Origin of the sequence: uncultured Parasphingorhabdus sp., from assembly GCF_963975555.1 — a bacterium.
Classification (GTDB): Bacteria; Pseudomonadota; Alphaproteobacteria; order Sphingomonadales; family Sphingomonadaceae; genus Parasphingorhabdus.
The window spans coordinates 378,409-399,772 of the sequence record NZ_CAXBHH010000001.1 but is presented as its reverse complement, the minus strand read 5'-3'; the positions used below and the strand labels follow the sequence as shown (position 1 = coordinate 399,772).

Sequence of the window (21,364 nt, the reverse complement as noted above, 5' to 3'; positions counted from 1 at the left end):
CCCCAAGCGCAGATTACACACCGATGCGCCTTTATAGCCCGAAAACATAGTTAAAAAAAACAAAGTTAAAAAAAAAGGCCTGACTAAATGAATAGTCAGGCCGATAAGGAAAAGAACCACATGCCATCACCTTGGCGATGGCGAGAGCCCTTCGGGTCGCACCAACCCTATGCACATGTCGTGGCTCCGATTAATTGGACAAAAACGACAGATTCATTCAGAACGTTTGACTATTCAGGCCATGGCACCCGATCGCTGCCTCAACTCAGCTGCTCGAGGCGATCCAGGCGTTCACCCGCTCTTCCATAATATCGAGCGGCACCGGACCACTTTTCAGGATCACGTCATGGAACTCGCCCATGGTGAACTTGTCACCCAGCGCTTCCTGCGCCCGGCCACGAAGCTCGATGATTTTGAGTTTGCCGATCATATAGGCCGTCGCCTGACCGGGGTAGACGACATAGCGCTCGATCGCCTTGCGGATATCACCTTCGGGATTGGGCGTATTGTCCGTCAGATATTGAATGGCTTCCTCGCGGCTCCAGCGCTTGTGATGGATGCCGGTGTCGACAACCAGCCGGCAAGCCCGCCACAATTCCATCCCGAGCCGGCCAAAGTCGCTATACGGGTCCTCGTAAAAGCCCATATCCTTGCCGAGTTCCTCAGAATAGAGCCCCCATCCTTCGGTATAGGCGGTCCAGCCGCCGAATCTCCGGAAGGGCGGCAAATCACCAAGTTCTGTCTGGATTGTTCTTTGCAAATGATGACCCGGCAACCCCTCGTGAAACGCCAGTGCTTCCAGTTCGTTCTTGGACATGCTGCGCAAATTGTAGAGATTGACGTAATAGGTACCGGGGCGTGAACCATCGGCAGCAGGGCTGTTATAAAATGCCTTGCCCGCTGATTTCTCGCGAAACGCCTCGACCGGTTTGATGATCAATGGCGCTTTGGGCAAGGTGTTGAAAAATTCGGGGAGCTTCGCTGTCATCGCCGCCAGCTTGCTGTCGACATCCGCCAGATAGGCCTCGCGTGTGTCATAATAAAATTCATCGCCGGTCCGCAAATGCTGGAAGAAATCCTGCAGGTCACCGTCGAAGCCGACATCAGTCATGATTTTGCGCATGAGCCCGTGAATCCGCTCGACATTCTCGAGACCGATTTGATGGATTTCGTCCGCCGTCAGATCGGTGGTCGTGTAATTGTTCAGCCGCTCGGCATAATAAGCAGCGCCGTCCTTGAACCGCCAGATACCGTCACCTTCGACCGCCTTTGCCTGCTGACGTTCCATCTCGACAATCAATTTCTCGTAAGCCGGCTTAAGGCTATTGTTCAGCGCCGCTGTGCCACCCGCGACCAGCTCGGATTTTTCCGCATCGGAAATATCGAGAGCCATCACCTTCTTTTTGAGATCAGCAAAAATGGGAGAGTCATCGCCTTCACCGAAAGGCGCGCCGCTGATCACATTTTTGGCGTCGGCTATCACATAGGGAAACACCCAGTCCGGAACGATGATGCCGTCGTCCGCCCGCTCGGCCGACTGGACAACCAGAGACTCAATCAACGGACCTGCTGCATCAAGGCGGCTGACATAGGCTTCCGCTTCCGTTTTGTTCGACACCTGATGAATGTTGATCATGAATGCCGGAATCTGGCTTTGTGCGCCATTCATCTGGTCAAAAATATAGGCATTGTGGCGGAACGGAAAGGCGTTGCTGGAACGCTCGGCCCGCGCCTGAAACAGACGATAGCTCAGCTGGCTGGCTTCGCTCAATTGATCTTTGGAAAATTCCTTTTCCATCTGTGCGCGCGCCATTTGGCCGCGTTCATATTGCGCTACTTCAGCGGCGTCGCTCGGATCGTCCCATTTGCCATAGTCAGCATCCCTTATGCCGCGATAGGCTTTGGACATAAAGGAATGAGCCAGTTCCTGATCATCATAATCTTTGAAAAATGCCGATAACTGGCTGTTGATATCCTCCTTCGCCTGGGTCGCGGTTTCACCGGTCTGCGCATAAGATGCCGGGGCGATGGCGACGGCAGTCAAAGCCAGAGCAGAAGCGGCGGTCAGCAAAAAATATCTCATCCAAAAACATCCCTTATTTGGTTCCAATTTCTCCGGTCCTTATCATTCCGTTTCGATTTGCACAAATTTTCCACACCGCGGACATGGCAGCCCGATCACAAAGTCATTCTGGCGTTTGCGGATTGCTGTCACGATGGCGCGACGGTAAATCTCGAACCCCAATGAACAGGCATTCACCAGACGCGTTGATCATCGACAGGAGCGATAACACTCTGGTCAGTGCACCCGTTCAAAATCCCGCTAAAACCATACTGCGAGACCGCAGTTTTCTGGTCGATGGCGCATTTGACGCTACGTCAGGCTTGCCTAACCAGCTGCCTATTGCAGTCTCTCCTCGAGAGGGATAGCTTCGCGAGAAAGGGATTGGGAGATTCAAGATGCGTAAACCATTGATATTGGCAGCCTGCACGGCCGCTTTGGCTTTGTCAGGCTGTTCGAAAACCGACAGCAATGACAGCAACAGCGCAAAGGTCACCAACACCGAATATCCCGAACAGGTTTTCTGGGGCGACACCCATCTCCACACAGATAACAGCATCGACGCATTCGGGTTTGGCGATCGACTGGATGCCGAGAACGCCCTCAGATTTGCGCGCGGGGAGGAAGTCACTGCGAGTAAAGGCGCCAAGGCCAAATTATCGCGGCCGCTCGATTTTCTCGTCATCGCCGATCATAGCGACGCAATGGGCGCGACCAAAGCGATCATGGAAGCCCCGCGTATTGCCCTGCTCACCAATAAATTCCTGCTCCGCTGGCACGATATGATGAACGAAAGCGACGAGGGCTCGTTGCGCGTTACGTCAGAACTTATCGATGGCGCCGCCAAAGGCACATTGCCGGCGGCCTTGACCGACCCGGAACAAAGCAAAAAACGCACAGCGGATCTCTGGGAAAAGCATGGCGAAACCGTCGACCAGTATAATGAACCCGGGAAATTCACGGCGTTCATGGGATTTGAATTTACCTCGATGCCGGATGGCGACAATCTCCACCGGGTTGTCATGTTCCGTGATGGTCCGAAAAAGATGGGCGATACCCTCCCTTATGGCGCGCTAGGTTCGCAGGACCCGGAAAAGCTCTGGGCCTATATGGACGCCTATGAAAAAAATACCGGTGGCAAGGTGCTGGCCATTCCGCACAACAGCAACGTTTCCAATGGCCGGATGTTCGCTATGAACAAATTTGACGGCAGCCCGATTGACGCGGCCTATATCAAGACCCGTGCTCTGCGCGAACCGCTCGTCGAGGTAACCCAGATCAAGGGGGATAGCGAAACTCACCCGTTTCTGTCCCCCAATGACGAGTTCGCCGATTTTGGTGTCACTGGCTGGGACGAATGCAATTTGAGCTGCACAAGGGACATGCCGCCAGAAACCTACGCCGGAAGCTATGTTCGTGAAGCATTGAAGCACGGCCTGGAATTGACCCTCACTATGGGTGCCAACCCGTTCAAATTCGGCATGATCGGTTCGACCGACAGCCACACATCGCTGGCGACAGCGGATGAAAATAATTTCTTTGGCAAGCACACTGGAAACGAGGCAAACAACAGGGCGCGCGCGCTAGACCCGCAAAATCTCGGTACGCGGGAAGGCCGTTTCGGCTGGAATTATCTGTCCAGCGGCTATGCGGCCGTCTGGGCGACCAGCAACACACGCGAAGCCATATTCGATGCGATGATGCGCCGCGAAGTCTACGCAACCACCGGCCCGCGGATGCAGGTCCGTTTTTTCGGCGGCTTTGATTTCTCCGCCGACGATATCAATGATCTGGTCAAAACCGGCTATGCCAAGGGAGTTCCGATGGGCGGCGATCTGAGTGGCAGTGACGGCGAAGCGCCGAAATTCCTGATCAGTGCGCTGATGGATCCGGAAAGCGCCAGCCTGGATCGCGTACAGGTTATCAAGGGATGGGTCGATGCGACCGGCAAGAGCCAGGAAAAAATCTATAATGTCAGCTGGAGCGATGCCGATACGCGCAAACTCGGGGCCGATGGCAAGCTGAGCCCGGTTCCCAATACGGTCGACCTGACCAAGGGCACCTGGGACAATGCGACCGGCGCGCCTGAGTTGGTCACTTTCTGGCAGGATCCGGATTTCAACGCTGCGCAAAATGCATTTTATTATGTGCGCGTACTGGAAATTCCGACGCCGACATGGCCGGTCTATGATGCGCTCAAATTCAGTCTGATCTTGCCCGATGAGGTGATCAAGATTCAGCAGGAACGGGCCTATAGCTCGCCGATCTGGTATACACCGACCGCGTAAGCCAGCTTCACCTTATCTCACGGCGCCCGTCACCGGACGGGTCCGTGATCCATCGACTGGCTGCGGCTGAATATAATGGGTTACACGAAATATGTTGCGTAAGTTTATCCGAGAACCGCTGGTCCATTTTCTCGGCGGCGCGCTCCTGATTTTTGCATTCTTCTGGGCCACCGGCAGTAGCCGTGATCCGGCGGATTATGCGATTAACATCGACGAAACGGATATCGCCCGGCTCAAGACGGACTGGGTCCAAAGTTTCCGCCGTGCGCCGACCCAGCAGGAACTCGATGGCCTGATCGATCAGGAAATTGCCGAAGAAATTTACTATCGCGAAGCTTTGCGGCTGGGGCTCGACAAAAATGATCCCATGATCCGGCGTCGGCTGTTTACCAAGATGCGCTTCGTCGATGGCCAGGACGCAGATAATGTCGCTCCTACCGACACCATGCTCCAGCAATGGATGGAGAAAAATCCTGACAAATATGCTTTGTCTCCACTCTATGATTTCGAGCAAATCTATCTCGGTCAGATTAGCGCGGCGGAAGCAGCCGAACGGATCGATCAACTGAACGCCGGCGCCGGGTCCGGGACCTTTGCACAATCGATTTCCCTGCCAAAGACTCTAAAGCAGGCCAGCACCGAAGATATTAGCCGCCAGTTTGGCGATAAATTTGCCGGACAAATGGAAGGGCTGAAAACCGGTGTCTGGAGCGGACCTGTGACATCGGGTTTTGGCGTGCATGCGGTAAAGGTCACCGCGAAGGCACCTGGCAAAGCGGCTGCTCTGGACGATGTCCGGCAGCGGGTGGTCAATGACTGGCATGCGGCCCAACAAACCGAACAGAAAGCAAAAGCACTTTCCCGTTACCGGGCGCAATATGAAATCACCGTAGTCGGTCGGCCATGAAACGCTGGTATACTGTCCTGTGGACATGTCTGTTGCTCGCCCTTTGTCCGACCAGCGCCCGTGCCGACGAACTGCGTCCAGCCTATATCGAGATGACCGAACAATCGCCGGGTCAATGGTTGCTGCTGTGGAAGGCGTCGGCCAATTCGCGTCTCGGCCATAGCGGCGAAGTCTCAATCCCCGACAATTGCCAAATCGAAGGCGAGCGCCAGCGCGAGTTTTCCGGCAGCAATATTCTCACCCGTTTTTCGCTGCGCTGCGACGGATCGGTGCAGGGGAAGTCTATTGGCCTGAAGGGTCTGGAACTGTCGACTACCGATGCACTGGTACGTATTGCGCCAATCGACGCTGCTATGCAGACCGTACGTCTGACACCGGACCAGCCGACGGCCACATTGGCCAAGCCCTCGATAATCTCCAATGTCGCGGCGACGTATACGATCCTCGGCTTCGAGCATATTCTGCTGGGCTTTGACCATCTGTTCTTTGTGCTGGCTCTGGTGCTGCTGCTCAAGGGCGGCTGGCTCGTCGCCAAGACCGTCACCGCCTTCACCATCGCGCATAGCCTGACATTGGTCGGAACGACGCTAGGCTTGCTGTCGCTGCCGTCCCAACCGGTCGAAGCGGTGATTGCGCTATCGATAATCTTTCTCGCCGTCGAAGTCGTGAAATCCAAACCCGGCGATCTCCGGCTCTCGGAACGCTTTCCCTGGATCGTGGCCTTTCTGTTCGGCCTGCTCCACGGTTTCGGCTTCGCCGGCGCGCTTGCCGAAATCGGACTGCCGCAAGACGATGTTCCTCTGGCGCTGCTGACCTTCAACCTTGGTGTGGAAATCGGACAGCTGGCGATCGTAGCCGTCGCTCTGGCAGCGCTATACGGAATTCGGAAACTGCGGGGCCAATGGTTGCAGCCAACCAAAACCGCAATGGCCTATGGCATCGGGATCATCGCCACTTACTGGTTCGTCGAACGAATGATCGCCTGAGACGTCAACCATTTCGACTGGCGAACAAAAAATTTGGCCTCCGCTCCAACGACCGGAGCAAAGGCCAAAATATTCATGTCATCAATAACAGGCTGGGAGGGAAACTATCCCGCCGGCGGTCTGTGCGCGTCTTCTGACCAGTCTTGCCGTGCGGCCCATTGTTCGAGTGTCTCGAATTCGACTTCCGGCAGACGCTGCTGCATGAAATCGGTATCCACTTCAAAGGGCCTTGTTACGTTGTTATTGTTATATTCGTAGAAGGCAGTGATCCCGGCAGCCATGGATTCGCGATTTTCCGGTGCAACATCATCGCCAAAGGCCTTGACCAGATAGTCTCCAAATTCCTTTGGTGTGCAGGGATCATATTTGATCTCATGGCCGAATACGCGTGACAGAATTTCGGCGACTTCCGGGGGTTTGATGCGCTGCGGCCCGCCAATATTGAGCCAGGAACCTTCAAAGTCCGGACGGTCCATCGCGGCAACCATACATTTGCCGACATCATCCAGACTGATCCAGTTCGCTTCCAGAGTTGCATTGTGTGGATAGACATAGCGCTTTTCGTCCATAATGAACGGCCGCGCCCAATTGGTCAGCAGATTGTCCATGAACAATACCGAGCCAAATACAGTCGCAGGCATGCCGGAACGGAAAATCTCGTTCAGCGCAATCGTGTTATTGCCATAAGTAAACGGGTCACCGGGACGCTCCGGAATCCAGCTTGATGTATTCCAGACAAAACGCTCGGTGCCGGCTTCTTTGGCAGCGGCGGCTACACGCCCGACCATCGAGGCGCGATCTTCCCGCGTCTGCAGCGGGTGGGTATAGAAAACGGCATCAGAACCCTCAAAAGCCGGGATCCACGTGGATTCATCGGCGAGGTCGATTTTCCGGCACTCATCGGCAACATTGGAGCCGCCCAGATCTGGCGTTTCACTACGCGACAAGGCGCGAACCTTGTGACCGGCTGCTGCCAATTGCCGTATTTGTGCGAGGCCCTGCCGACCGGTTGCACCCACGACTGATACTAATGCCATGATATTCTCTCCTGTTGCATTTGCATGCGACGCTAGAGCCGAAAAAGCCGAGTCCCAATGCTCCTTTTTGTCAGGACATTTTTGTTAGGGGCAGATTCTGTCGAATATCTGTCAGGAAGTCTGTTCGGTCAGCATCGCCTGCCAGCGCTGCATACCCGAAATCCAGCGTTCTGGGTCGGCGCCTTTCTGCCTGACATAATCCCCCACCTTCGGGTGCGGCAGGATCAGAAACCGCTCATCGCCGATTGCCCCGACGCAGATATCGGCGACATGCTCCGGCGTTACGATCCCGTCCTTGGCAACGGTAGATGTGTCGACACCGGCAATCATCGGCGTGTCGACGCCTTGCGGACACAGGACCGAGACTTTCAATCCTTCTGCGCCGTGGGTAATCGCCAGCCATTCGGCGAAGCTGACCGCGGCATGTTTCGTCACGGAATAAGGCGCGGAACCGATTTGCGCCAGAAGCCCGGCCGCCGAAGCAGTGTTGAGCAAATAGCCGCCGCCACGTTCCAGCATTTTCGGCACCAATATCCGCGCGACCCGGATATGAGCCAAGACATTGATGTCCCAGATATTCTGCCAGTCCGCATCGTCCACTTCGACACCACCGCCGGTGATGATACCGGCATTGGAAACAAACAGATCAATCGGACCGATATCGGATTCGACCGTTTCAATCAGATGGCTGATATCTGCTGCCAGCGACACATCGGTCTTGATCGCTACGCCGCCGATTTCGTCTGCCACTGCCTGCGCACCGGCAAGATCACGGTCAGCACAGACAATCTTCCTTGCCCCTTCCGCTGCGAACCGGCGAGCCATCGCCGCCCCGATACCGCTTGCGCCGCCGGTGATGACGATGATTTTGCCTCTGATTTCCATGTTCGCCTACACTCCTGCTTGAATAAATTAATCACTCGCTTAAAGATGCGAACGGGCTAGAACAAGAGCAAGATTGCCTTCGGACCGAGACTCACCCGAAAGTCTAACCCGAAACAAAGCGACACAGGCCATAAAACGGGTGGCAATGTTGAAAGTGCAAGAATTTGGTGCGGTTTACCGAGATGAAACAAAGGAGAGAAAAATGTACAGTCACATGATGGTCGGTTCAAACGATATGGACCGATCGAAAAAATTCTATGACGCCTTGTTTAAAAGCGTTGGCGGCCCCGAGGCCATGGTCGACCCAAAAGGTCGGCTGATGTATATCCATAATGGCAGCATATTCATGGTGACATCCCCGATTGATGGCGAGGGTGCCACATGTGGCAATGGTATGACCGTCGGATTTGCAATGGAAAATCCCGAACAGGCCGACGCATGGCACAAGGCTGGCCTCGAAGCTGGCGGCACCGCGATTGAAGATCCTCCCGGTGTTCGCGACAATCCGGGCATGAAACTCTATCTCGCCTATCTGCGCGATCCCGATGGCAATAAGCTCTGCGCCTTGCACCGCATGGGTTGAGGCACGTGCCCGACAAAATAATACGCATTGGCGGTGCGAGTGGCTTTTGGGGCGAAAGCGCCATGGCCACTCCGCAGCTGCTCGGGGCAGGCGTGGATTATCTGGTTTATGATTATCTTGCCGAGATCACCATGTCGATCATGGCGCGCGCTCATGCAAAGGATCCAGCAGCAGGCTATGCTGGCGACTTCATCAGCGCGGTCCTGAAGCCGCATGCCAAAACCATTGCCGCGCAAGGGGTGAAGGTCATTGCCAATGCGGGCGGGGTCAACCCGGCGTCTTGTGGCGAAGCGGCCCGCGCTCTGATCAAGGAGCAAGGGCTGGATCTGAAAGTTGCCGTGATCACCGGCGATAATTTGCTGGCCGATCTGGACGCAATCGCCGCCAATGCGCCAACCGAAATGTTCACCGGTGCGGCCTTTCCCGACAAAAACAAAATCGCCAGCATCAACGCCTATCTCGGGGCGTTCCCGATTGCACGGGCGCTGGCAGAGGGAGCGGATATCGTGATCACCGGCCGCTGCGTCGACAGCGCAGTGACTCTCGGCGCCTGTATCCACGAATTCGGCTGGACCCCGGGCGACTATGATCTGCTCGCCAGCGGTAGCCTCGCTGGTCACTTGCTCGAATGTGGTCCGCAGGCGACCGGCGGCAATTATACCGACTGGGAAGACGCCGGCGACATATCCAATATCGGCTATCCAATTGGCGCGGTTTCCGCTGACGGGTCGTTCACTGTCAGCAAACCTGAAGGTACCGGCGGCTGCGTGACCGTCGGTACGGTGTCCGAACAGATGCTTTATGAAATCGGCGATCCGCAGGCCTATGTGCTACCGGACGTGGTCTGCGATTTCTCGAATGTCGAGATTGTCCAGACCGGTCCGGATTTGGTTCACGTTTCACCCGCACAAGGGTATCCCGCACCCGACCATTACAAGACCTGCCTGACCTATGGCGAAGGTTTTCGTGGCGGGACTTCGGTCAGCTTTTACGGTTTTGACGCGGCCAGAAAAGCACAGAAATTCTGCGACAATGTTCTTGTCCGCGCCAATAATATTCTCCGTGGCCACAATCTCGGCGACTATAGCGAGACCAGCGTAGAGATCATCGGCGCGGGCAGTCAGTTTGGCGATTTTACGCCCGGCCATGAACCCCGCGAAGTGGTTGCCAAGATCGCCGCCAAACATAGCGAAGCGGCAGCGATTGGCATATTGCTCCGCGAACTCACCGGCCTCGGCCTGGCAACCCCGCCAGGGCTCAGTGGCTTTTCCGGAGCGCGCGCAAAACCGTCCCCCGTAGTGCGGCTATTTTCCTATCTCACTCCGAAAAATGCACTGCCGGTCGAGATCAACGTCGACGGCAAGACAATCGCGTTTCAGGATGCCAACGGCGTAGCTTTTGATTCCGCTGCCATCTCACGCCCGCAGCCTCCACAAGCGCCGGATCGACAGAATGCCGTTATCAATGTGCCCCTGATCCGACTGGCCTGGGCCCGCTCGGGCGACAAGGGCAATAAGGCCAATATCGGCGTAATCGCGCGCGACCCGGCCTATCTTCCCTATATCTGGGCAGCTCTGACCCCGGACTCCGTGGCTGAACATTTTGGCCATTTTATCGAAGGCGGTGCCGATGCGGCCAAGGTGGAGAAATTCAGCTTGCCGGGCTCCCACGCGATCAATTTCCTGATCGACACGATACTCGGCGGCGGCGGTATGGCTAGCATAAGAAACGACGCCCAGGGCAAAGGCTATGGCCAGATATTGCTCGCTCATCCGGTTGCCATACCGGCTGCGCTGGCCGATAAGCTGGACGATCAATAAGGAATATCTCGATGATGCAGGAAGCCCAGGATTTCAAAGACGAGAGCGATACGCTCGCAGCCGTGCTCGCCGATGCTGGTGAAGACCTGTTCGCCACAGTCACCCAGTTCAAGAACTGGACCATCGAAGACGTAATCGGCCATCTGCATATCTGGAACGCAGCAGCATTGATGACCCTGCAGGATCCGGATGCTTTCAAGCAGTTTCTCCGCGACATCATGGGCGCCTTCAAGACCGGAAAGGGTCATGTCGAGGTGCAATATGAATGGCTGGACGCAAATGCGGGCGGGATCCGCGGCAAGGCTCTGTTCGATGCATATTGCGACTATTATCCAAAGCTCGCCGCTGCCTATGGCGAAGCCGATCCCGAGGCCCGCGTGGCCTGGGCCGGACCCGACATGACCACGCGCTCCAAGATCATCGCCCGCCAGATGGAGACGTGGTCGCACGGGCAGGAGATATTCGACATATTGGGCAAAGAGCGCCCCGACGGCGACCGCATCCGCAACATCGTCCATCTTGGCGTCACCACTTATGGCTGGACCTTCCGCAATCGCCGTCAGGAACCGCCCGCACCGAAACCCTTCGTCCAGCTGACCGCACCATCGGGTGCCGTCTGGGAATGGAATGACCCGCAAGAAGACAATGTCGTTCGGGGCAACGCAGTCGAATTTTCGCAGGTCGTGACCCAGACCCGCAATATCGAAGATACTTCGCTCGAAACGGTCGGCGATACCGCTCGCCAATGGATGGAAATCGCCCAGTGCTTTGCCGGCGCCCCGGAAACACCACCCGCCAAGGGAACGCGGACTATCGCGACTGGCTGATATGGAGGAGATGATGACAGCCAGCGACCGCATCGCCGCCCTCGCCTCGTTTTTCTCCTGCTCGCAGGAAGAAGCCGCGAAGGTCGATGCTGCGACCCGGATGGCACAATATAGTCATAAGGAAATTCTCGCCCATCAGGGCGATCTCGGAGCCAAGCTGTGGATCGTTCTCGAGGGGCGGGCCCAGTTGCAGATCATCGGCATGGACGGCCAGATTAAATTGCTCGCGTCTCACGGCCCCGGAGAATTATTCGGTGCTTTCCCGCACGAGCGGATCGTGATTTCCGATATCGTGGCCCAGAACCGGCTGTCGGTCCTGGAAATCCCCACCGCCAACATGACCGCCCTGCTGCAAGCGGAAGCCCGGCTTGGCAGCGGTCTGTCGAGAATATTGGGGCGGCAATATAATGCGGTGCTCGACCGGATGGCAGCGCGCATCACCTTGACCGCCAATGGCCGCGTCTATGCCGAATTGCTGCGCGAAGCAGGGGACGATGGCAGAATATCACCGCCGCCGGTGATCGCAGCGCTGGCTTTATCTGCGCAAACCACCCGCGAAACCGGATCGCGGGCAATCAATGCATTGGAACGACGCGGGATCATCCGGCGCGACGATCAAAGGCTGGAAATCATCTCGCATGGCTTGCTGGAAGAACTGGTCGTCTGAACCGCGCCGTTTACGCCAATGACCACAAGGGCAGCGGCCCGTTAGCCGTCTGCAGTTCACCAATCTCCTCGAGCGTATGCTTGCCCGGTTCAAGCGTCAAAACCATCGCGGATTTATAATCGGTCAGAACCGCTCCCCCGCTGGATGCGCGTGCCATATCACTGGCCTGTTCCAGCAACGAGGCTGCGGGCCTTTGCGGGTCAATGATATCGATCAGCAGACTGATCCGGTTGTCAACGTTGTGCTGCAGCAGCGATCGACTGGTCGCCAAGAGGTCCGCCAGATCGGTTGAAATCCTGTAACGGGCATCGCCGGCAGGCTGAAAATTACGCCTACCCTCAGGCAGCGCAGCCAGTGCATCCATGTCTAGGCCATCCACCCACAGGATGGCGGCAATCTTCTTGGTCTCCGCATCTGCAAGCTTGGTCATCGAATGGTGATCCACCTTGCGGGCAACGGCTATCATGAACTGATCATGCCCCGTATCGGCCCAGACCAGATGCTGCCGTCTCGGTTCATCGCCAATACCGGTGATCGTGAGCGCCTTGGGCCGGCTCTGCAGCACCCCGGCATTGCGGACGCACTGGCCCATGGTAACCAGATCGGCCAGTTCCACCGCAACCCCGATCGACCGCTCTTCCTCGTCCGGCAATTCGGTCAACACATCCAGCTGGACCGCCACCTCAACCAGTGCATCAAAGCGGGCGAGCCAATGGTCACCAGAAGGTGCAACCGACAATGCGCGAAAGCGGTCGACCGGATAAGGCAATATGATGTGAAGCTCTGCGCCCGCTTTGTGCAGTGCCTCGGCGATCAATATATCCGCGCCTGCCGCCAATGCGCCAAAACCAAAACCGGGCTGTTCCCGAGCGATGATCGCATCGATATCCTGCCGGATAGCCTCATCCTTGTCGTCGAGCCCGATGATACCGCTGAAATAGAGACTGGGCGGCGGGCGGTGCCGGTCAAGCCACCCCGCATCCCTGCCCTGTTCGGCGAGGATCAGTTCAAACTGCCCGATGGTTGCCGCATGATCTTCCCACGCCCGGGGCAGCTGCGCAATTCCATCCGCCAGCGCTGCGCGGGCACCGGTGTCATCGCCGAGCAACAGCAAAGCCTCCGCCCTTGTAGCTTCCCGCCAATAGGCATTTTCACCTTGATCGGGACCGCTCTCAAGCAACGCCAAGGTTTCTTGCGCAAGCGAATGCGCCCGTTCCGGTTTGCCTCCAAGCAGCGCCAGCGCCGCAGCATTGATTAGCGGATAGCTATCCCGCTCCAACGCCGCAGCCGCCGCATAAGCCTCCGCCGCCTCCCCATATAGCCGGACACGATCTGCGCCCTGCGTCGCTTTCGCCTGATCCTTGAGCAAACGTCCTTTTAAGGTGAGCGCCTTAGGATCGTCCTTGCGTTCATCCCAGCCCAAAGATAGAAATAAAGCCCAGGCTCGCGCGGAGTTACCCCCACGGGCTATGGAGAGGATTTGATAGTGGGGGGTCAAGTTTCGTCAATCGTTCCAGTTAATGTTGTAAAAAATGACTTTTGGTCGCCTTTAATGATCGTCTTGTCTTCCAGTATAGACTCAGGCGGCTTTGGATTACCAACATCCGGATCGATGGTGATTGGAAGCCACTTATTGTTACCCTGTTGATAATCTATATTTAGATTAAAGCTATGAGTGTCCAAGTGGTGATGCTGATTCTTTTTGTTGTGTTTAGCAAAAAAATAAAACTCTCGATCGCTCACGATATTCACATCGCCGTACACTGAACGATAATTGTCTTTCCCAGATATCACAAAGTATTGACTAGACCATCTCCACTTTTTTTTGGGATCAAGCAACATTGTCACTTTGCAATCTTCAAGGATCAAAAAGGACAACGGCGGCAATCCTGACGGCATTGCCGGGTGATTTACGGGAGTAACTTCAAAACGGAATAAAATATGCTCGGAACCTGGGCTCTCCGGTTCATAAGTCAACATCACCCTCAATTCAGGTTTGTGGCTCGGCCAAGGGAAGCTACCGCTTGACAGGCTTCTATGGGGTGGCAGTTCTCGCGCCATTATTACAACTCCTTTTCATGCTATTTGCCAATATTGGTTTCCGCGACGCAAATTTTTCCCAAATTTTGTTGTCGGGATCTTGTTGAGTTAAATCTGCAACCAATTCTCGAAACAATTCTTCGTATCGCAGCGCGTTTTGGGAATCACAGGCCTCAGCACTAGTCTCTGCCATGGCCAAGTGGGATTTCATCAATAGCTCTTTGCGTTGAAAATTGTTCGGTTCAGCGGCCAAGAGTCTTTCCAACAATCGTTCCTGGTTTCGCCTCTGATACAGGGCTTGATCAAGATTCCCGTTCGCTTTCCATGCATCGGCCAGCCAGGCGAAACGATTTGCTACATTCTGCAAAATCTCCGGATCATCAGGCTCTCTGGTCTGTATCTTTTGCATCTCTTTCAGGGCGATAGTGCATTTTTCGAGTGCCTCCGTTGGATCGATTGGTTTGTCCAATGCCAAGGCACATAGGTTTCCTTCCGCATAGCTTAGTTCTTGGATGGAGCGTCTCATGTTTGGCTCTATTTCCTCCAATGCCAATGAGAGATTCCGATATTTTTCCCAACGATCTAGCGTATTTATCTTGCGGTTTTGTGCGTAGAAAATTGATCCCACCCAAAACTCGCTTTGTGCATGACCAAAGATCCGATCCGGGTGCTTTGGGTCACGTAACAACAACGCTTCTGTTACCCGATGCGCTTCGTTAAAAATGGATAGAGCTTTTTCAAGACTCCCATCGTTCCTATTTACCTCATCCTCACCCATCGCGTGCAAAATCCGGGCACGCCGCTCCAGACTCTCGGCGGGCATATCGGATAGATCACCCTGATCTTCATAATAGTCCATCGCCCGTTCGTTGACCTTGGTCATCACGTCGAGCCGGCCGACACCCCTCAACTCGGTGCGCAAATCGGTCAGCATATATTCGACCAACCCTTCGGCTTGGGCCTGTTGATGCTGCGCTTCGATGCGCGACTGGATTGCGAATATTGTCATCCCGATCATGACTAGCAGCGCGACGAGCGCACCGCCCGTGACCGCCATCACGCGGCGAATGCGGCGGGTCGCATCGCGCTGGACCAGCGCGTCGAGCGGGACGCCGGCAATGCCCGCGACGATCTTCAGAAAGCCCAGCCGCCAGCCATCGCCTTCCTTGCGCAGGTCCGCCGCCAGCGGTTCTGCGCCGTGCAGCAGCGCGTCAGGAAAAGCTTCTTCCGGTTCGCCGCGAACCAGCGCCGCCAGCACCGGCCGACCGGGATGCAACGCCCGAAACAATTCGATCTCCCGCGCCACCCAGATCGACGCCTTGGCGTCGGGAGAGCAGATCACAACCAGCACTTCCGATCCCGCCAACGCCTGCTTCACCGATTGCGAAAGATCCTCGGCCGCCGGCAAGTCCTCGCGATCGCGAAAAATCTGACCCAGGCGGCCATTGTCCGGATCAGCGTCTCGGCGATCCCGCAAATGCTGCGGCAGCCGGTAGGTTTCGATTTTCCTGTGGAGCTTTTGCGCGATCGCGGCATCGGCATGGCTGTAACTGACGAAGGCGCGAAAACGCACCGCTTGCGGATCAGATTTCTCTGCGTCTCCCAATTTTGCCCCGCGATCGAATGTTCAGACGACATTTGCCCGATAGCTACATGTAAAATGCTATAACTTTTCGCTATCGCTGTCACGGTCTAAAGTTTTCGGCCGCATTATATCGATCATCATGCATCATATTATTGCGCGACCATGTCCATGCTGTCGAAATCCGCCACTAGATATATTCATTTAGAGCGATAGCAAAAAGGCGCGGCAATTAATTTGCCGCGCCTTGAACATTTGGAAGATTGAGAGGCTATTAGAAACGCTTGGTCAACCTGAGCCGTCCGGTATATCCCTTCAGATCGCCAAACTGGCCCTCGGCCTCCGCTGCGATTGTCCAGCCGTTGCCAAACCGGTGGCCTACATTGGCTTCGATCACATATTGATCATTGACCCTCGAGCCAGTGGTTGTGAAATTGAGACCACCATTGCTCACCGAAGTAAATTGCGAGGCAAGCACGGTCTGGGTGTCGCCGAAATGATGCAGACCCGATGCGCGAAGCTGCACAAATGTTCCTTGATCCCACGCATGATCAACCACCGCTCCATAACCGATTGTGAAGCGATCAGCCTTCACACCGCTAATGTCCAGCGAGGTGGCTGCTGTGTCACCGATGTTGAAACTGTCTTGATGGACGGTTTCCCACGCACCCAAGATATAGGGCTTTATCGGCCAGCTCTTGCCATTTGTTCCATCGACCTGGAACCGCGCAACCGCACTGAAGCTATCAATATCCGTCGATGCCGATTGTTCAACATCGAGACCAATAGCAGGCGCATCGATATTCAAATCAATATCAGTGGAACCGGTAGCAAACCCCAGAGCACCGTCAAAACGTGCGTTCAGTCCAGATCCTTCAGGATTGATGCCAACCGTACCATGGGCGGCGATCCGGAATATATCGGTGACCACACGATCGGAACCAAATCCGCGAGTGTCAGACGTCAGCCGAGCATAACCACCCGCTATACCAAAGGTTACTGGTCCCGAGCCGAGATCCGATACGCCGGTCGCGATTTCAAACCCATTGGTGTTGAAACCGATGTTATTGAAACTGCCGTTCTGATCGACATGATTGAACTGCATGCTTCCCCAGACATTTGTACCGTTTTGTGCCGGAGCCTTCGAACCGCCTGCTACGCCGTTTTTCATATTGGCAGGATTATGCCCCTGCACATTCTGCTGGCTGAACAAATTCGTCATGAACGCTAGCTGCGAATTTTGAAAAACCTGGATGCCGACATCCGCTATTTCCGGGCTCAATTGATCAAGACTGGAACCCAGATCACCCGCATTGTCCAGGAATGCCAAGCCATTGGCAATGTCGGTCAGACCGTTGTTCAAATCGCCGTCAGCCAGCTGCGTCGTCAGATTATTGGCAAGTGCAATCTGGTTGGGACTCAACCCTTGGATCGTGGCAGCGTCGACGATGCTGCTCGTCAGATTGACATCGAATGCATTGCCATCCAGCTCGATCGATCTGGAGACCAGCAGGCCGTCGGAAAGGCCGATTACCGTGTCAAAATTACCGGCTAGTGCGATAGCGCCGTTGATCAACGTTACACTGTCGACGAACACGTTGGCACCGGTAAGGTTCAGGGTGCCGGCCAGCGCCACTCCGCCTGTAACGGTGAGCAGATCCGATGAAAGAGGACCACTCAAATCAAAGGCCATGCTGCCCGTTGCTGACTGGAGGAGATTACCGTCTATATTAACCGTACCGCCATTGTTCGAAACGACCGTGAACTCGCCGGCGTTGTGAAGGTCACCGATGATCGCCGCTCCCTCCATAGCCTGAAGACTTGCGCCATCATTGATAGTGACATCATTCGATTGCAACGAACCGGATAAGATATGATTTCCGACGTTGAAATTGGCTGCGGTCAAACCGATATGACTACCGGCTACCGTATAGCTGCCATTGTTGAAATTATATGTTTCAAATTCGGCAATCCCGTCGGCAGGGTCGCCGCTATTGTTGATGACATCGCCAGCGGCGTTGAAGTTGATCGTGTCAAATCCATCACCCCCGCGAATGTCTCCATTGACCGTACTGCCAAGACCAAGCGTCAGGATATCATCGCCCTGAAACGTGCTGATCCCGTTGTTCACGGTACCCAATATGGTCAGATTGTCGTTGGAGGTTATGCTACCGCCCTGCGCCTTTGTGGAGATGCCTACACTACCTAATGTGCCACCCGATACCGTCTGTCCTGCGCCGAGGGTAAATGCCGTACCATTCCGGGTGGTGGTGCGAATCCCGCCGGATGTGCCACTAACATTTCCTGACACATTAAGCGCGAGATCACCGGTGCCCGCGTCGATGGCAATGCCGACCCCGCCCGCCGCGGTCACATTGCCGACTGTGACGGATGTATTGCCCGACCCACTGTTCGTAACCGAAAGGCCAAAATTGTCGGCGGTTATGTCCCCAATAGTGATGGAGGTGTCAGATGTGTTCAGAACATTATCGGCACTGATAATTACCCCGGATTGGGTCGCCGAAACTACATTGGATATTGAAACATCAGTCGCGCCCAGGCCCAGGTTTTGGATACGGGCACCGAGAGTTTCTCCTCTAACCGTACCGGTGGCCGTCACCGATAGATTGCCGGTTGTTCCCAGTTCGCCGATCCGGGCTCTAATACCCGCATCATTCACGCCAGTAACGTCGGTCGCTACAACCGTCAGGTCACCGAAACCGTTGTTAATTGCTTCAATTCCGTCATCACCGCCAGTGACCAGACCGGTAGCGGTGACAGACATGTCCAATCCCTGGGTGGTCACCAATATGCCATCGCCGGTCCCACCGGTAACGGTCCCCGCCTCGACGATCAGATCTGTTGTACCGTTGTTATTTGCTCTAATACCATCATGTCCACCAACCACATCACCACTGGCAATGATCGACACGTCGCCAGTTCCATTGGAGTTATTGTTGTTGGCGTTAATGCCATCGTTCAAGGTACCGTTAACACCAGCAGTCGATATGGTAATGGCGCCCGAGCCATTGTTGTAGGCAATGATACCGCCTTCACCGCCCGACACGTCACCAGTCGCCGCGATGGTGATATCCGTTACGTTGTTGCTGTCACCTATGGCTGCAACTATCGCATTGTTGATAACCGCGGTGACGCCAGTCACGTCAACGTTAATCCGTCCGAGACCTTGGCTAATGGCAGAAACGCCGGTTTTACCTCCAAAAATGTCGCCCGTGGCTTCAATCGAGATATCGCCACGGCCATCGGCACTAATGCCCATCGCGTTGGTGCCAGTTACATTGCCTGCAACAACCGAAATCGACCCAGTGCCTGCAGAGGCGGTAATAATTCCATGCTCTCCGCCGGTAACGTCGCCGTTTGCGCTGATCGAAATGGCACTAGCATTGGCGTTGTTCTGGTTGACGACGCCGATGCCAAATTTGGTTGCGCCCGATACGTTCGTCGCCATGATATTAATAGCGCCAAGCCCATCTGTAGCTGCTTGAATGCCCGAACCGCCGCCGCTCACATCGCCGGTTGCTGTTATGGTGATATCGCCAGTGCCGATATTATTTGTGTTGACCGCACTAATACCTGCTTCCGCCGTGCCGGTTGCGTTATTCGCGTTCACGGAAATGTCGCCCAAGCCTTCATTTTCGACGTAGATGCCGTATTCACCGCCGGACGTATCGCCTTCGGAAATAATGCTGATATTACCGGTGTTCACGATGTTGGTAATTTCCGCGTGGATACCGTCGTTATTGAAACCCGTTGCGGTTGTAGACCGAATGAAAATATCACCGGTGCCATTATGGTTTGCAACAATCCCGGAATTTCCACCGATAACGGTTCCGCCATTGATGATAGTAAGATTGCCAATTCCGTTTGTTATCTGGATATCAGCGCCATTATCACGCCCGCGGACCAGCGAGCCCGCATTAATGATGTTAAGAGTTTGGTTCCCGCTTCCGGTCATTTGTACCGCATCGCCAACGCCGCTGACGACGGTTGTGGCGGTTCCCGGGCTGCCGATGTTCAGCGTTACATTATCCGTATCGGTCTCTATTGGGTCGATGACAATTGGCGCTGGAGCGACACAAGTCGCCGTCCCACCATCAATGAGCGGATTGGGCGCGCATTCGCCTGGCAAGACCTGACCATGAGCCGAGCCCGCCATAATCATGGTGATGACGCCGACTGACGCTGATGCCAGGAATTTCTGAACCATGTTGGATTTTTGCTTAGCCGATTTCGCGTCGGATATTGCAGCGTGATTGATATTTGTCATTTGGCTTCTCCTCAAGAATATGGACAAGCGGTCTCTAGTAACCCTCTAGTAAGGACACTTGGTGTTCGCCTGATTGAGAGCCGTTTGGAAGATGTATATTGTAGGAGCAATCTCTATAAAGTACCAAGCAGGTCTCAATTGTATCAATTGTATGGCGACCAATTCAACCATGTATCATCCCTGAATTCTGGCGGGTTTTGTAGTGAGTCCAATCGACCGACGGGCCCTGAAAATGCAAAAAAATGACGAGTGACGCAGCCATGGGGAGGGCGCGTCACCCGTCGTGGGGTCGATCGAAGAAGCGGGTGAAACTCTTCAATCTATGCTACCGGTGCGTCGCGGCATCGGATCTGTTTTACGCCGGGTTTCAATCCGGAGTGCGAACCCGGGGCGTGGTCACCCGCGGAACCACTTTGACTGGCTTGCGAACGATTTTTGGGCGAGCCGGCAATATTTCTCTGTCGCTTTGCGCGCTATTCCCAGGGGCAGCATTTGTGCGAGCGGGAATTTTTGACCGGTCGCCGGTCTTGCGCGTATTCACGCTCGAATGGGGCGCGGTGGCTATCTTGCTCGCAAGGCAGCGAAGCGACACGGGATAGACAAGCGAACTACTCTCAGAACTATAAGGCTTGCTAATATCCGGAATCGTTGTGGCCAGATCAGGACGGGTAACCACGGCGTTCATCGAGAAAGACACTCTTGCCGGGACCACCCAGTCCTGAGACAATACCGATGCCCTGGACTTTCCCTGTTGCATCTTCTCTTCGAGATTCGATTGGCATAGGCCCGTCGGGCTGATGAGACCGATCCAGATCACTTTGTCCAAATCGATGGTAGGAGACAGTTGCATATTCAAGGTTCTATTGTTTCCACTACCCAGCGTAGTTTTATTTGGCTGATAGCTCCAGAATTGCGGATCCGGTGCTTCAAAAGCATCCGCGCCGTCTCCTGATTCGACGGTAACGTCCCAAATCCGCTTGCCCGATTTCGCTTCGACTTTGATCGCAAGCGCAAATCTATGGTCTTTGGTTTTTATGCCGGTGTAGCTATTTCCATCAGATGCAATCTCGATCTCTTTGATGTCGACACCATCCTTTGTGAGCTCAACCTTGTCTATCCAGTCCTTGGCAAACGCACTGTTGGGCGTGGCGGTCATCGCGGTAACAGCGATGCCAGCTAATAATATGGTGTTGATCTTCATCTCACGTCTCCTTCAAATCCGATTGGCATTGGGCCATCGCTTGAAGAACTGATGAAACTTTATCTTGTCATCCCGATGTTAAGATCGGTTTCAATCGTAACATTTAGGATGTGCTTTGACACAATTGGTACATTCAGGAACGTCGTTTTGATACGCAGCCATGCTTTATTATGGTAGATCAAGATTCTAAA

15 protein-coding genes are annotated in these 21,364 nt (G+C 54.8%); 7 read left to right on the top strand and 8 right to left on the bottom strand.

Annotation, left to right across the window (positions count from 1 at the left end):
* Positions 1-265: 265 nt before the first annotated feature.
* Positions 266-2,083 carry a DUF885 domain-containing protein gene (locus AAC060_RS01885; protein WP_339822293.1) on the bottom strand — a complete coding sequence of 606 codons (1,818 nt, stop codon included), beginning with the start codon at positions 2,081-2,083 and terminating at the stop codon, positions 266-268.
* Positions 2,084-2,460: 377 nt separating this feature from the next.
* Here AAC060_RS01885 and AAC060_RS01880 point away from each other — a divergent pair, with 377 nt between their 5' ends.
* The 3 genes from AAC060_RS01880 to AAC060_RS01870 all read left to right on the top strand — a co-directional run bounded on the left by AAC060_RS01880 (position 2,461) and on the right by AAC060_RS01870 (position 6,243).
* The gene (locus AAC060_RS01880) at positions 2,461-4,350 is read left to right on the top strand and encodes a DUF3604 domain-containing protein (protein ID WP_339822291.1); all 1,890 of its coding nucleotides are present in this window, start codon (positions 2,461-2,463) and stop codon (positions 4,348-4,350) included.
* A 91-nt stretch (positions 4,351-4,441) separates the two neighbouring features.
* Positions 4,442-5,257, top strand: a complete 816-nt coding sequence (locus AAC060_RS01875) for a peptidylprolyl isomerase (protein ID WP_339822288.1) — start codon at positions 4,442-4,444, stop codon at positions 5,255-5,257.
* Positions 5,254-6,243 carry a HupE/UreJ family protein gene (locus tag AAC060_RS01870; protein WP_339822286.1) on the top strand — a complete coding sequence of 330 codons (990 nt, stop codon included), beginning with the start codon at positions 5,254-5,256 and terminating at the stop codon, positions 6,241-6,243. Before AAC060_RS01875 ends, AAC060_RS01870 begins: the two co-directional genes overlap by 4 nt.
* A 104-nt stretch (positions 6,244-6,347) precedes the next feature.
* Here AAC060_RS01870 and AAC060_RS01865 read toward each other — a convergent pair whose 3' ends face one another.
* Complete coding sequence (locus tag AAC060_RS01865) at positions 6,348-7,280, bottom strand: NmrA family NAD(P)-binding protein (RefSeq protein WP_339822282.1); 933 nt, start codon at positions 7,278-7,280, stop codon at positions 6,348-6,350.
* A 111-nt stretch (positions 7,281-7,391) separates the two neighbouring features.
* Complete coding sequence (locus tag AAC060_RS01860) at positions 7,392-8,165, bottom strand: SDR family oxidoreductase (protein ID WP_339822279.1); 774 nt, start codon at positions 8,163-8,165, stop codon at positions 7,392-7,394.
* Between the two features lie 202 nt (positions 8,166-8,367).
* Here AAC060_RS01860 and AAC060_RS01855 point away from each other — a divergent pair, with 202 nt between their 5' ends.
* Genes AAC060_RS01855 through AAC060_RS01840 form a run of 4 tightly spaced genes read left to right on the top strand, consistent with a single transcriptional unit; the run spans position 8,368 to position 12,062 of the window.
* Complete coding sequence (locus AAC060_RS01855; RefSeq protein ID WP_339822277.1) at positions 8,368-8,748, top strand: VOC family protein; 381 nt, start codon at positions 8,368-8,370, stop codon at positions 8,746-8,748.
* 5 nt (positions 8,749-8,753) lie between these two features.
* Positions 8,754-10,568, top strand: a complete 1,815-nt coding sequence (locus AAC060_RS01850; RefSeq protein ID WP_339822275.1) for an acyclic terpene utilization AtuA family protein — start codon at positions 8,754-8,756, stop codon at positions 10,566-10,568.
* 11 nt (positions 10,569-10,579) lie between these two features.
* The gene (locus AAC060_RS01845) at positions 10,580-11,395 is read left to right on the top strand and encodes a TIGR03084 family metal-binding protein (RefSeq protein WP_339822272.1); all 816 of its coding nucleotides are present in this window, start codon (positions 10,580-10,582) and stop codon (positions 11,393-11,395) included.
* A gap of 10 nt (positions 11,396-11,405) precedes the next feature.
* Positions 11,406-12,062, top strand: coding sequence for a Crp/Fnr family transcriptional regulator (locus tag AAC060_RS01840; RefSeq protein WP_339822270.1), 657 nt, complete (start codon positions 11,406-11,408; stop codon positions 12,060-12,062).
* Positions 12,063-12,072: 10 nt separating this feature from the next.
* On the opposite strand, the gene AAC060_RS01835 is transcribed toward AAC060_RS01840, so the two are convergent.
* The 5 genes from AAC060_RS01835 to AAC060_RS01815 all read right to left on the bottom strand — a co-directional run bounded on the left by AAC060_RS01835 (position 12,073) and on the right by AAC060_RS01815 (position 21,173).
* Positions 12,073-13,560: a tetratricopeptide repeat-containing protein gene (locus AAC060_RS01835; RefSeq protein ID WP_339822267.1), complete on the bottom strand. Its 1,488-nt coding sequence runs from the start codon at positions 13,558-13,560 to the stop codon at positions 12,073-12,075.
* A complete protein-coding gene (locus tag AAC060_RS01830; RefSeq protein WP_339822264.1) occupies positions 13,557-14,123 on the bottom strand; it encodes a nucleotide synthetase in 567 nt (188 codons plus the stop codon). Before AAC060_RS01830 ends, AAC060_RS01835 begins: the two co-directional genes overlap by 4 nt.
* A complete protein-coding gene (locus tag AAC060_RS01825; protein ID WP_339823764.1) occupies positions 14,098-15,675 on the bottom strand; it encodes a toll/interleukin-1 receptor domain-containing protein in 1,578 nt (525 codons plus the stop codon). The genes AAC060_RS01830 and AAC060_RS01825 overlap by 26 nt, the downstream gene beginning before the upstream one ends.
* Before the next feature lie 283 nt (positions 15,676-15,958).
* Positions 15,959-19,972, bottom strand: a complete 4,014-nt coding sequence (locus AAC060_RS01820) for a hypothetical protein (RefSeq protein WP_339822262.1) — start codon at positions 19,970-19,972, stop codon at positions 15,959-15,961.
* Positions 19,973-20,339: 367 nt separating this feature from the next.
* On the bottom strand, positions 20,340-21,173 hold the full coding sequence (locus tag AAC060_RS01815; RefSeq protein WP_339822259.1) for a hypothetical protein: 834 nt from the start codon (positions 21,171-21,173) through the stop codon (positions 20,340-20,342).
* Between the last annotated feature and the right edge of the window lie 191 nt (positions 21,174-21,364).